Origin of the sequence: Flagellimonas sp. S3867, assembly GCF_014698935.1 — a bacterium.
Taxonomy (GTDB): Bacteria; Bacteroidota; Bacteroidia; order Flavobacteriales; family Flavobacteriaceae; genus Flagellimonas.
In genome coordinates this window covers 945,551-959,093 of record NZ_JACVMN010000001.1, presented here as the reverse complement: position 1 = coordinate 959,093, position 13,543 = coordinate 945,551, and the positions used below count along the sequence as shown (strand labels likewise).

12 protein-coding genes are annotated in these 13,543 nt (G+C 39.1%); 4 read left to right on the top strand and 8 right to left on the bottom strand.

The window, feature by feature from the left end; genetic code table 11:
• Position 1 precedes the first annotated feature (1 nt).
• The 3 genes from IAG46_RS04325 to gndA all read right to left on the bottom strand — a co-directional run bounded on the left by IAG46_RS04325 (position 2) and on the right by gndA (position 3,140).
• On the bottom strand, positions 2-358 hold the full coding sequence (locus tag IAG46_RS04325) for a YciI family protein (RefSeq protein WP_190809087.1): 357 nt from the start codon (positions 356-358) through the stop codon (positions 2-4).
• A gap of 85 nt (positions 359-443) precedes the next feature.
• A complete protein-coding gene (locus IAG46_RS04320; RefSeq protein ID WP_190809086.1) occupies positions 444-1,724 on the bottom strand; it encodes an RNA polymerase sigma factor in 1,281 nt (426 codons plus the stop codon).
• Between the two features lie 6 nt (positions 1,725-1,730).
• Positions 1,731-3,140 carry an NADP-dependent phosphogluconate dehydrogenase gene (gndA, locus tag IAG46_RS04315; RefSeq protein ID WP_190809085.1) on the bottom strand — a complete coding sequence of 470 codons (1,410 nt, stop codon included), beginning with the start codon at positions 3,138-3,140 and terminating at the stop codon, positions 1,731-1,733.
• A gap of 184 nt (positions 3,141-3,324) precedes the next feature.
• Here gndA and zwf point away from each other — a divergent pair, with 184 nt between their 5' ends.
• The 4 genes from zwf (at position 3,325) to IAG46_RS04295 (ending at position 8,565) form a co-directional block, all read left to right on the top strand.
• Positions 3,325-4,857 carry a glucose-6-phosphate dehydrogenase gene (gene zwf, locus IAG46_RS04310; protein ID WP_190809084.1) on the top strand — a complete coding sequence of 511 codons (1,533 nt, stop codon included), beginning with the start codon at positions 3,325-3,327 and terminating at the stop codon, positions 4,855-4,857.
• Positions 4,858-4,887: 30 nt separating this feature from the next.
• Positions 4,888-5,595: a 6-phosphogluconolactonase gene (gene pgl / locus IAG46_RS04305; RefSeq protein WP_190809083.1), complete on the top strand. Its 708-nt coding sequence runs from the start codon at positions 4,888-4,890 to the stop codon at positions 5,593-5,595.
• Positions 5,596-5,692: 97 nt separating this feature from the next.
• A complete protein-coding gene (locus IAG46_RS04300) occupies positions 5,693-7,258 on the top strand; it encodes a hypothetical protein (protein ID WP_190809082.1) in 1,566 nt (521 codons plus the stop codon).
• 2 nt (positions 7,259-7,260) lie between these two features.
• Complete coding sequence (locus IAG46_RS04295) at positions 7,261-8,565, top strand: M48 family metallopeptidase (protein ID WP_190809081.1); 1,305 nt, start codon at positions 7,261-7,263, stop codon at positions 8,563-8,565.
• Here IAG46_RS04295 and IAG46_RS04290 read toward each other — a convergent pair.
• The 5 genes from IAG46_RS04290 to IAG46_RS04270 all read right to left on the bottom strand — a co-directional run bounded on the left by IAG46_RS04290 (position 8,562) and on the right by IAG46_RS04270 (position 13,538).
• Complete coding sequence (locus IAG46_RS04290; RefSeq protein WP_190809080.1) at positions 8,562-9,107, bottom strand: acyl-CoA thioesterase; 546 nt, start codon at positions 9,105-9,107, stop codon at positions 8,562-8,564. The two genes, IAG46_RS04295 and IAG46_RS04290, sit on opposite strands and share 4 nt — an antisense overlap.
• Positions 9,108-10,451 (bottom strand): DNA recombination protein RmuC, encoded by a 1,344-nt coding sequence (gene rmuC, locus IAG46_RS04285; protein WP_190809079.1) that lies wholly within the window; start codon positions 10,449-10,451, stop codon positions 9,108-9,110.
• Positions 10,452-10,569: 118 nt separating this feature from the next.
• Positions 10,570-11,349 (bottom strand): ABC transporter ATP-binding protein, encoded by a 780-nt coding sequence (locus tag IAG46_RS04280; RefSeq protein ID WP_190809078.1) that lies wholly within the window; start codon positions 11,347-11,349, stop codon positions 10,570-10,572.
• Complete coding sequence (locus IAG46_RS04275) at positions 11,349-12,380, bottom strand: iron ABC transporter permease (RefSeq protein ID WP_190809077.1); 1,032 nt, start codon at positions 12,378-12,380, stop codon at positions 11,349-11,351. Before IAG46_RS04275 ends, IAG46_RS04280 begins: the two co-directional genes overlap by 1 nt.
• Positions 12,381-13,538: an ABC transporter substrate-binding protein gene (locus tag IAG46_RS04270; protein ID WP_190809076.1), complete on the bottom strand. Its 1,158-nt coding sequence runs from the start codon at positions 13,536-13,538 to the stop codon at positions 12,381-12,383.
• Between the last annotated feature and the right edge of the window lie 5 nt (positions 13,539-13,543).

Here is a 13,543-nt window from a genome sequence, read left to right as displayed (position 1 = left end):
TTTAATTGATTCCTTCCATTTGTTTTATTGGGCGAACCTCAATGTTTCCTTCCGCATCTTCAAACATTGGGTTGGCTTTGGCTATAGCCGTGGCTTCTAAGAGGTTTTCCGCAACAATATGGAAGTAGCCCACTATGACTTCTTTGGATTCGTTAAATGGACCATCTTTGAAAACGCCTTTGTTCCCATGAATAATGGCTCCATCCATATCCAATGGTTGGGCTCCTTTTAATTTTCCAGATTCCATCAACCCTCCAATGTACTTTCCAATTTTCTGCACATGGGCTTGTTGCTGTTCTTCGGATAGACCTTCCAAATGGTCGCCCTTGGTTTTAATGAAAATCATAAATTCTTGCATAATCAATGTATTGAATGATTAAATATCGTTTATACCCCATAGTCAATTAAAGGGAACAAAAAAGGACATGGAAAGCTGAAAAATATCAAATATTTTTTGAGTATTCTTTTATCTTGTTGTAAATAAGGGATTTACGAGAATCCCCGATAGGAAGTTTTATCGCCTTATTGAGGAGCTCGATAGCTTTTTTGGGTTGATTATCTTGAAAATATAACTCTGCGCTTGAAGTATAATAGGGTAAATATGAATGTAAAGAAGGGTCGTTTTCTATCCTTTTCAATTGGTTGAGTGCTTCTTTGAAGCCTGAAATTTTGGAAACTACAATAATCCTGTTCAGTTGAATGATTGGAGAATCATCAATTTCTAAAAGCATATCGTATAGCGAAAGAATACCTTCCCAATCTGTCTTTTTATAGGTAGGAGCGGTACAATGTTGAGCAGAAATTGTGGCAAGAAGGTGATATATGGAAACTTCGTTTTGTTCCGCAGCAAAAGCCAAATGTGTCAGCCCTTTTTTAATCATTTCTTGATCCCATTTGCTCCGATTTTGCTGTTCAAGTCTAATAATGTCACCCAATTCATTTATTCTTGAGCTAAACCGAGCGGTATTGAACAACATCAAAGCCAATAATGCATGGGTATTTGAAGATTTAATGGCAGCACTTTGCACTATGATTTCAGCAAGGCGTATGGCTTCTTCGCAAAGCTCATAACGAATCGGGAAGTCTTCGGAAGTTGAATTATACCCTTCATTGAACAAAAGGTAAATGGTCTCAAGAACACTCGACAATCTTGGTTCCAATTGACTTCCTACGGGTACTTCAAATGGGATATTGGCTTCCTTAATAGTTTTTCGCGCCCTGACCAAACGTTTGTTGATGTTACTTTCCGTGGTCAAAAAAGCTTTGGCAATTTCGGGGATATTGAAACCGCATAAAGTCTTTAAGGTTAGCGCAACTTGTGAATCCGATGAGAGCACTGGATGACAGCACGTAAAAATCATGCGCAATTGATCATCTGCAATTTCTTTATCCGTGAAAATGTGTTTTAGAGCTGGCTCCAAAGTCCATTCCGATTGTAGATGATGTGCCACTTCAGAAACATACTCCCGTTTGTATTTTTCTTTATTTAGAATATTGACCGCCTTGTACTTGGCTACCTTGTATATCCATCCCGATGGATTATCCGGGATTCCATCAAGAGTCCATTTGTTCAAGGCTTCGACCATGGCTTCTTGTACCACATCTTCTGCCAAATCAATATTTGAGGTTCCGAAAGTTTTGGTCAGTACGGTAATTAGTTTCCCATGTTCATGTCGAAACAGATGGTCAATTTGATTTGCTATGTTGGATTGACCTTGAATCATTTTATTTTAATCTTCCCACTCCGTATGAAAAATACCTTCGCGATCCAATCGCTCGTAAGTATGCGAACCAAAATAATCCCGTTGGGCCTGGATCAGGTTTAAGGGTAAACGACTACTAGTGTAGGCATCAAAATAGGTCAACGCATTGGAAAGTCCGGGTAAAGGAATGCCGTTAGTGGCTCCGTAGGCTACCAATTCTCTAGCGGAGTCTACCGTTTCTTTTACCTTTTCTACAAAAGAAGGGGAGAGCAACAAGTTTTGTAGCGAACTGTCCGCATTAAAAGCTTCAGTGATATCCGCTAACAATGCAGCGCGAATAATACAGCCCGCTCGCCAGATTTTGGCAATTTCTCCCAATTCCAGTTCATATCCATATTCCTTGGAGGCATCGGCAAGCTGGTGCATTCCTTGTGCATAGGTAATGATGAATGAGAAATAGAGTGCTTGTTCCGCTTTATTCACCAAAGAATCTTTTACAACTGATTCTGGTTTTGGTCGGTCGTATAGCTCATCCGCTTGCACGCGTTCTTCCTTTAAGGCAGAAATTTCGCGCATACTAACCGCAATATCAATGGTTGGGACTGGTATCCCTAAATCCATGGCATTTTGAGAGGTCCATTTTCCGGTTCCTTTTTGTTTTGCTTTGTCCAAAATTTTATCCACTAAATGTCCATCATCCAAATCGTCTTTTTGGGCAAGGATATCGGAAGTGATTTCTACCAAAAAGGATTGTAAACGACCAGCATTCCATTCGCTATACGTTTCATGAAGCTCTTCATTGGTCAAGCCTCCCGCTTTTTTCAAAAGATCGTAGATTTCCGATGTCAATTGCATCAATCCATATTCAATGCCGTTGTGAACCATTTTCACATAGTTTCCGGCCGATTTTGGACCTAAATAGGCTACACAGGGCTCACCCTTATATTTGGCAGCAACCGCTTCGAAAATGGGTTTTACATGTTGATAAGCTTCTCTGGAACCACCAGGCATAATACTTGGCCCTTTGCGAGCTCCTTTGGCACCTCCCGATACCCCAGCTCCGAAAAAATTGATTCCTTTCTCCTTTAAATAGGCTTCACGTCGATCTGTATCGGTAAAAAAGGAATTGCCACCATCGATAATAATGTCACCTTCTTCCAAATGCGGAAGTAATCCTTCAATAACAGCATCCACAATTTTTCCGGCAGGGACCAGTAACATGATTTTACGCGGAGTACTCAAAGCATTCACAAAAGTGGACGCATCTGTGGAAGCGTTTACGCGATTGGTATCACCGCCTTCCACAATAAGAGCGTTTACTTTTTCCTTGTCCAAATCATTGCCATAGGCTGTGAAGCCATTATCAGCAACGTTCAAAATGAAGTTACGCCCCATTACACCAAGTCCCACAAGACCAAAATCGTAAGTGTTTGCCATATTCTTTATTTTTAATGCCTTGAATCAAGACAACTTTAAGTAAGCCAATTGTTGAATTCCGAACCTAAAATAGCGTTATATTCGTTATGCTCAAAAATTAAAGGTGGTCTCAAAAGCTTTTTGGCAAAAACATAACTAAGCCCTACTTTTTTTGAGATATCCAAACCAACTAGTATAGTACTTTATGAAAAAGACCGACAACCAAATGCTCATAATTTTTGGAGCTTCTGGAGATTTAACCGCCCGTAAACTTGTTCCAGCATTGTTTAACCTGTATGTCGCAAGACAATTACCAGATAATTTCGTGGTTTTGGGAGCCAGCCGAAGCGATATGACCGATGCCGAATTTCGGGATAAAGTAGTGAACAAAAGTCCTTATTTGAAAACCAAACTCGAAGATTTAAAGGAGAATTACATAAAAGGTTTTACGGATAGGATTTTTTACGAGGATTTAGGAAGCGACTATACAGCAGAATATTCTGGTTTGGCACAGCGTATTGAAGATTTGAATGCCCAAAATGGTACCGAGAACAATTATATGTTCTATTTTTCTACCCCACCCAGTTTGTACGAGCCCATTGCCAAAAACTTGGCCGACGTTGGGTTGAACAGTCAAGAAAAGGGATGGAAAAGGTTGATTGTGGAAAAGCCTTTTGGTTATAGTTTGGATAGCGCAAAGGATTTGAATAAGGGACTTCAACAGTATTTTCAAGAACCACAGATATATCGAATTGATCATTATTTAGGCAAGGAAACAGTACAAAATCTGTTGGTGACCCGTTTTTCCAATAGTATTTTTGAACCGCTTTGGAACCGTAATTATATCCATCATGTTGAAATCACCAACGCGGAGAGTGTCGGTGTGGAAAAAAGAGGGGGATACTACGATAAATCAGGAGCATTACGTGATATGTTTCAGAATCATTTGATGCAGATAGTTTCCTTGGTGGTTATGGAACCACCTATTGGAGACCAACCGGAGGAGATTCGGAATGAAAAGGTGAAGGCATTGAAATCTTTGCGCATTATGCGCGATGATAAAACGCTTTTTGATAACACCATTCGTGCTCAATATGTAGCCTCCGAAATCAATGGCGAAAAAGTAAAAGGGTATCGCGAAGAAGATGGTGTTGATTCTAATTCGACCACGGAGACTTATGCGGCCGTCAAGTTTTTCGTTGACAATTGGCGTTGGCATGGGGTTCCATTTTATGTACGAACCGCCAAGCGTATGCCAACCAAGGTCACCGAAGTGATTATCCATTTTAAAACTCCGCACCATCAGATTTTTAAGGATTCAGGTGTGAATAGCAAGGACAATAAGTTGATTATTCGAATACAACCCGATGAAGGAGTACTCGTTAAGTTTGGTGTAAAAGTACCAGGGCAAGGCTTTAAAGTTGAGCGTGCTAATTTGGACTTTTACTACTCTAGTTTGGCGCAAACCTACGTGATGGAAGCTTATGAAAGACTTTTATTGGATGCCATGCAGGGCGACGCAACTTTATATGCAAGAGCTGATGAGGTCGAGGCGGCATGGGAGTTTGTAGATCCAATTTTGGATTATTGGAAAAATGGAAAGGATATTCGCATGTATGGCTATGCGGCTGGAGTTTGGGGTCCGGAAAACTCAGATGATCTTATGGATGATTTGGGATATTGGCGAAATCCAGGCGAAAATTTGGCAGATGATCCCGGGTACTGTGTTATTTGTTAGATGTCCAATATCTATTAAAGATTTAAGAATATGGAATTGAAAATATATAAGGATAAGAAGAAAGTTGCTGAGCAATTCTCAGCCTATTTTGCTAATTCGGTTAAAGGTAAACCCGAATTTCATGTTGCGCTTTCTGGAGGGAGCACACCCAAAATTGTTTTTGATGTGCTGGCTTCTGATTATAGTGATAAAATTGAGTGGAACAATATCCACTTTTATTGGGGAGATGAACGATGCGTGCCACCTACCGATGATCAAAGCAATTACAAAATGACCATGGAGCATCTATTCTCAAAAATTACAGTTCCCAAGAAGAATATCCACCGGGTTTTGGGCGAAGCTGAACCTGATAGAGAAGCCATGCGATATGCTAATTTGTTAGAAATCAATTTGGACAGGGTGGAAGGTACTCCTCAATTCGATTTGGTTATTTTGGGCATGGGTGATGATGGACACACTGCATCCATATTTCCACATGAGATTGCTCTTTGGGATGCCATGGACCATTGTGTGGTTGCAACCCATCCAGATTCGGGTCAAAAAAGAGTTTCCATAAATGGAAAGGTCATCAATAGGGCCAAAGAAGTAGCTTTTTTGGTTACAGGAGCAAGCAAAGCAGAAAAAGTAAAGTCCATTGTAGAAAAAACTGAAGGTTTTATGGCATATCCTGCATCTTTGGTGAACCCCAATTCTGGGAATTTGGTTTGGTTTATGGATGAAGCTGCAGCAGCAAAGTGAGTAATTTAGATCAGGCCCAACTTTGAAAAATATTTAACATCAACAATCGTTATAATATTCATTGATTTTAATTAAAAATACAACCAATCAACCCTGAATGAAAACGCTCTTCAATCTATTTTTACTATTGTTTTTATTTTGTAATTGTTATTCTCAAACCCAGGATTTAATTGCCCTATCGGTAGGTAAATATGTAGGCTTTGACGTAATTCTTGATGAGGAAAAAGATGTGTTTGGATATGTTTCCATCTACTCCAAAGACGATATTGATGAGGATAACAAAGCTTTTGAAGCAGTTTTATTGGATAGGAACCTGAACAAAGTTTCCAATATTGAATTTTCAGCCCCAAGTAAGATACATTCCTTTGCGACCTACATGAACCTAGATGGACAAATCATTTTTTTGCCCTATGCCTATGTGTATTATTCCAGATCATATATGTATTCAGATATGCTCGAAGCCGACTTTAAATTGAAACGAACTCAACCTTATAAATTCCAGTGCTATAAGGAAAATGGAATTTTTGAGGACTGTAAGACCCATCAAACGTTCAAAGAAAAAAGAAAGGACGACAAAAAGAAGTTTAAGGAGAAGGGTTATATATACGATAGTGATGTTTATAAGGCGCGAAATGATTACTCATTGATTTTGGATAGGAAACGCCAAAAAAAATTCTATGATGACGTTACCATTAAATCATTTGATGAAAACAAGGAGCTGAAATGGGAAAAGGTAATAGATGCCGAAGGTTCCCAACAAGGGTTTGCCAACGTTGATCTATTCTGGAAAGACTTGAACAAAAGTAAAAATGTCTATGCTATAGTTTCCCAATTTGATAAAAATTACGCATCGCCAAAATATTTAGCCTCATCAGCGAATGTGCAAAATACAAAGCATTGGTACAAAATAATCGGATTTAATCTAGAAACTGGTGAGGAAGTGTTGAACGAGGATATTTCAGGAAAATACACCAGGACCGATCGTGTACTGACACGAACAGAAACCGAGGACTATTTAATAGACGTTCGGGCTTTAAATGATAGAACTGGGTCCCAGATTGGTTTTAGACGTACCAAAATTGGGTTAAAAGACCATACCATTATGTGGGACGATATATTGTTTGAAAGCATGATGGATAAAATAGACCGTTTGAACAAATATGGTATGATAGGCGGTAATTATAAATTGAATCCAATTGCATCTTTCGTCAATCAAGATGGATCCGTTTATATCCTTACTGAAGAATATAAGAGCTCATACAATGTGTTGTGGGGTTATAATGTCAACAAGAATAAGGACTTCTTTTTAATCAGGACAACCCCGGATTTTAAACTGGAAAGCATTGATCGTATTGAAAAGGATAAATCGAAATACAGTTATACCGATTTTTTGTTTTGGCAACGATTAAGTAATGAAAATAATGATGTTGCCTTCTTTTATACTGATAAAAGGCAGGGTGATGAAGAAAAACAGAAGTATAAAATCCTTGGGGTATGCACCATCATAAATGGAGAATTTAACATGGAAGAACTGAAAATAGCATCAAAGTCCGATGAATTCTTTATTTCACCTGCAATTGCTAAGAGGGGGTACATTATGTTGCATGAGTACAATAAGAAGGAAGATTATAATGCAGTTAGATTGGAAAGATTGAATTACTGAAAATGAAATTTCTAGTTATTTTCTGCTTTGTTTTTTCAAGTTCGTTTTCGCAAGATTATGTCCCTCTTGACACCTTGGATCAAAGTCATCGAACTGAAAACAAGGAGTTGTTTCTTGCCAAGTTGAAAACGTTTGGCAATAAGTTCAATGGAAAGTACTCGTTTAGTGTTAACAATGAACTGGAAAAAAATCTTGAAGACTTCAAAACATTTTTTTCTAAAAGTATAGATAGAGGGGAATACGTGTACAACACCCCGTTCAACAAAAAAATCAATGAAATCTATACGGAGATTTACCAAAAAAATACTGTTGTGCCGCAAGATTTTCAGATATTGGTATCAAGGAACATTTCGTTAAATGCTTATTGTTTTGTCAATGGAACTATGGTGGTGAATATGGGGACCATAAACTATTTGGAGAATGAAGATCAATTGGCCGCGATACTCTGCCATGAAATGGCCCATAAACTTTTGAATCATTCGGAAAACAAAATTGTTGAGCTCGCAATTGAAAAACACTCTAAAGAATCCAAAAGGGAGAATAGAAACCTAAAGAGACAAAAATTCAATCAACAGAAAACTGCATTTTCGGTTCTAAAAGAGAAACTTTTCAATAACAGTAAGAAAAACAAAAAGCATGAGTATGAAGCTGATTCGGTAGGTTTTTTGTTATTGAGAAATACCAAATATAATGCAACGGAATTGTTGAAGGCCCTGGACCTTTCCTTGGTGTATGACACTATTAAGCCTGCAAATCTGGACATAGGTATTTACAAAGAACTATTTGACATTCCCGACCAACCTTTCGATGAGAAATGGTTGCAACAAGAAGATTTTTCAAAATACGATTATGTTTTTGAAGAAAAGATTTCCCGCGATTCCATAAGCTCACATCCAGAAATTGTCCAGCGAATTGAAAAATTGAAAAAAGATTATGTGGAATTGAAAAACCATAGCAGAGATACCTTGAATATTGCAAGAAATAATGATTATGATACATTGAGGGCAACGGCCAAAACAGAGCAGGTGCCTAACCTATTCTATCTTAAGAAATATGGATTTAGTATTTATCTGTGTCTGTATCGAATTCAACAAAATTATATGGTAGAATACCATAAATATTGGCTTGGAAAAGCTTTTGATGAAATATATAGAGCTCGTAAAGCCTATATGGCCAATAAGTATTTAGATAGAGTGGACCCAGAAAATCAGTCAGAAAGCTATCAGCAATTCATCAATTTAATGTGGAATCTACGGGTTGGTGAAATCAAAAAAATAGCTGAATTTTATTTAAAAGATAGAAGCTAGTTCAAATCCAGCTTTGCATTCTCATTTTCAATAACTTCCAAATAGTCGGTTACATTGAATTTTGCTGATTCAAATTTGGTATCCCTAGAACTTGCTGAAGCTTTACGCTCCACACTTCGGGCAAAACGTCTAACTCCTTGCTTGTCTGTTAAGATCAGACCAGGTACGGGAAGGTTCTTCCCATTTTCACCTTTAGCGACCATGGTGAAGTAAGAGGAATTACAGTGTTTTTTTTGCCCAGAAGTAATATTTTGAGATTCAACACGTACCCCAACAACCATGGAAGTCCGCCCCGTATAATTGATGGATGCTTTCAAGGTGACCAATTCCCCAACTTCAATGGGGTTTAAAAAATCGACTCGATTTACAGAAGCCGTGACGCAATACGCCTGCGAGTGTTTGGAAGCACAGGCAAAAGCAATCTGATCCATCAAGCTCAAAATATGTCCACCATGTACCTTCCCTCCAAAATTAGAATGGGAGGGAAGCATAAGTTCTGTGATGGAAACACGAGATTCTTTGGCAGTTTTGAACTTTTTCATCTAGAGTTCCAATTTAGGTTCTTCAAAATCATCTTCTTGAGCTCTCTTCAAAACTGACTCTGGAATGGATTTTTTGGCTTTAGCCCCCATTTTCTTAAGTTTTTCTATACTGGTAACTATGTTACCACGACCTTCCACCAATTTATTCATTGCACCACGGTATTCGGTTTTTGCTTCATCCATTCTCTTGCCCACTTTGGTCAAATCGGTCACAAATCCTTCAAACTTATCATATAATGCTCCTGCTTGACGTGCTATTTCAATGGCATTTTTCTGCTGTTTTTCATTGCTCCACATTGTATCTATGGTTCGAAGCGTGGCCAAGAGGGTAGAAGGGGTAACTATTACAATGTTCTGCTCAAAAGCTTTATTATAAAGCGAATTGTCATTATTTATAGCAACGGCAAATGCGGGTTCAATCGGAACAAATAATAATACGAAATCAGGACTCTCCATTTCGTAGAGGTCCTCATACTTTTTGGCGGAAAGCTGCTCCACATGTTTTTTAAGGGAATTGATATGATCTTTAAGATGCTTTTCCTTTAGCTCATCATCTGCATTGGTATAGCGTTCATAATCGGTAAGAGAAACTTTTGAATCCACCACCATTTTTTTGCCATCTGGAAGGTGAATAATGACATCGGGCAATACACGAGACCCATCTTCTAAGGTAAAACTCTGTTGTACGCTATATTCGCGGTCTTTTTCCAATCCAGACTTTTCTAAGACGCGTTCCAAGACCAATTCGCCCCAATTTCCTTGCATTTTGCTGTCCCCTTTCAATGCCTTGGTCAGGTTCTCGGCTTCTTGGGTAATCTTTAGGTTCTGATTTTGAAGATTGAGCAATTGCTCTTTTAATGCTGAATGGATGCTGATGTTCTCCTTCTGTGTAGCCTCTACTTTTTTCTCGAACAGTTGAATTTTTTCTTGTAACGGGGTTAAAATTTGCTTGATGTTCTTCTGATTCTGCTCCGTAAACTTGGTGCTTTTCTCATCAAGGATTTTATTGGCCAGATTTTCAAATTCCTTTGTGAATTTTTCCTGAAGCTTCTCTACCTCTTCCTTTTGTTCGGTATTGACGCGTTGCAGGTTTTCCAAATCGGCCTGATAGCGAACTAGTTGATTGCTTTGCTGTTCTTTTTCCGCCTGCAATTGTTTTTTTTCCTCATCGTTGGACAGCAGTTTGTCATTAAGAGATTTGACCGAAGTGTTTAGTTGCTGTTCTCTTTCTTGCCAAACACTTTCATTGGATTTTGTCTTCAATTTTTGAATATACATCCCTAAAAACAGGCCAATGGCTACAGTAATTATTCCAACAAGCACATAAATAAGTTCGCTGCTCATAAAATTCCAATCTTCGGATAAAGATAAAGGTTATTCTATATAATTTGTCATTCCGAACTTGATTCGGAATCCATAAAGAATCATGAGATTCCCGCCTTCGCGGGAATGACAAAACAAATTACTTGTTTACTTTAAAGGAACCAGTTTTGGCATCAAACTGAACCATTTCTGAAGGAAACAATTGTTCAAAGTGCTTCTGTTCAATCAATTCACTAGGTGTTCCACTTGGATTTACTTTTCCGTCCAAAATCAAAATTTTATCACACAATTGAATGGCCAAATCAATCTCATGTGTGGTAAAAATGATAGTTTTTTGTTTGGTATGGGCCAGTTGTTGGAGCAACTTCAAAATCTGGACTTTGTGATAGAGATCTAAATGGGTCGTAGGTTCGTCCAAAAGAATCAGGGGTGTGTCCTGGGCCATGGCCCGAGCAATCAAAACCCGTTGCAGTTGACCATCGCTGAGCTCATGACATTTGTTGTTCCTCAGTTTTTTCAACAAAAAAGAAGATAAACTTTCCTCAACTTGTCTTTTATCTTCGATGGTCAACGTACCGATCCAATTGGTGTAGGGTTGTCTGCCCAAAGCAATCAACTCCTGCACCGTTAAGTTTTTGGAAGCTGGTTGTTCCGTCAGTACAAAACTCAGTGTTTTGGCCAATTCAAAAGAGGAATGGCGCTCCAAGGTTTTACCGTTTATCTCAATATCACCTGACAATTTGGGTTGTAGTTTTCCAAGAGTACGGAGTAGGGTGGATTTTCCGACACCATTTACACCAACAATGGCACATAGCTGTCCAGGTTCCATTGAGAAACTGATGTTATTCGCAACAGTTTTGTTTTTATAACCTATGCTTAGGTTTTTGACCTCGATGCTATGTTTTTTAAGTTCGGACATTAAAACAGCATTTTACGTTTTCGCACCAACAACCAAATGACAACAGGCGCTCCCACCAATGAAGTTATGGCATTTATCGGCAGCACATTAGCTGAATTGGGCAATTGGGCAATGGTATCACAAAATAACATCAAAATAGCACCGTAAAGGAATACCGCAGGAATAAGCACTCGATGTTCCATGGTATCAAAAATCTGCCGGGTAAGATGGGGAACCGCCAATCCAATAAAAGCAATCGGGCCTGCAAACGCTGTAATTCCACCCGCAAGTAATCCTGTGGCGATAATAATGATCAATCTTGATTTTTTTAAGGACACCCCCAAACTTTGTGCATAGTTTTCACCCAGCAAAAAGGCATTTAATTTTTTAATGGACAGGACACTTAACAATAATCCAAGAAAGACAACCCCCGATAAAAGCATTACTTGTTGACTTGATAGATTGCCAACACTGCCAAACGACCAAAAAATAAAGCGTTGTAAATCCTCCGCACTTGAAAAATAGGCCAAAACACTCACTAGGGCTGCGGTGATGCTGCCAAACATCAAACCTATGATGAGCAAGGCCATGGTATCTTTAACCCGGTTTGCGACCAGCATGACTACCAATAACACCAAAAAACTTCCTAAACTGGCGGCAATGGCCATTGAAATATCATTTATAAAAGTAAACGAAGCAATTCCAGAAATAAATGAGGCGCTCATAAGCACTAAAGCTGCTCCCAAACTTGCACCTGAACTGATTCCCAACACAAAAGGTCCGGCCAAAGGGTTTCGAAACAAGGTTTGCATCAACAGACCGCTTATGGATAGTCCACCTCCGACCAAAACCGCTGTAAAAGCCTTTGGAATACGATAATTCCAGATAATGTAATTCCAAGAATCAACTTCAGCGGTTGACCCGGTAAGCACGGAGAGCATGGCCTCAAACGGAATCGCTACCGAACCGGAGCTTATATTCAATAACCATGCAAAGCACAATGCTAAAGCAATTAGCGCAAAGGAAATGCGGTATGGTTTTATCGAATGCATTTAGTTTAGTGGCATAAAAAAATGGGGTTGATAATCGATGAGAAGTTCTGGATGCAGAATCGAAATCAAATCCTTTAAGACAAGATCCGGACGATGTGGTGCCAATTCATAAAACAATAGTCCGCCAGTAGCCCCTTTTTTAACCGCATTTGAAAACACCTTTTTGTTTTTAAAAGCTTCAAATTCTTTATAATGTGCATTGGCCTGTTGTAATTCCTCATAACTGGAATGTAATGAGGGATTGAACCAAAAATTGGCTTGCTGCCCTTTTTCCAGTACTGCTTCCAGACTCAGTCCTATGCTACCCTTATTGTCAGAATCTGCCCATAAATAGTTGGCATTGGCATCTTTTAGAAATTGGGCCATCCAACTGTTTCCACCGGCCACATACCACACATCTTTATACAATCCACCTGTAAGCACCGTAGGTTTTTGGGTTACTTTTTCGGTCAAAAGTTTGGCTTCTTTGTATGAGGTTTCGATATTCTTGAAAATACTGTCGGCTTCCACTTCTTTATGAAAGAAAGGGGCAAAGAACTTAATCCATTCTGCCTTTCCCAATGGTGTTTGCTCCGTCCAATCTCCGTTATAAACAACAGGAATACCTGAGCGTTTTAAGGTTTCATAAGCTTTGTTGGTGTCATTGATGCCAAAACCCATGATGACTTCTGGATTTAGCTCTAGAACAACCTCGGTGTTTATATTTTCATTGGTTCCCAACTCCTTTATTTGTCCATCGGCAATGCGTTTCCGGGTAGCTGGGGAAGAAATCAAATCGGTATTGGGAAAACCGGAAACCACATTAAGCACCCCTAAGGCTTCAAAGGCGGGAATATGCGTGGTTGAAGTAATCACCATATTTTGGACCGGAGTTGCTACAATGGCATCATACGCATCATTGGGAAGGGTGATGGATGCCAATTTATTCCTTGGAACAAGCGCATAAGTGAAGCCTGAAGCTGCACCTGGCCATGGTGAAGAAACGTTGATTATAGTGACGTCCCCTGACCTTTCCATGGTGAAACCCGAAGCATATTGTAAGTGGGGTTGAGACAGGGGTTGCTCAACCGGAAGTGGCTTCTTTTTTTCTACGCATGATGAGAGTAACGCTATGAACAAAGTTACAAAACACAGCTTTGAAAGGATATTTTTTGACATGCTTC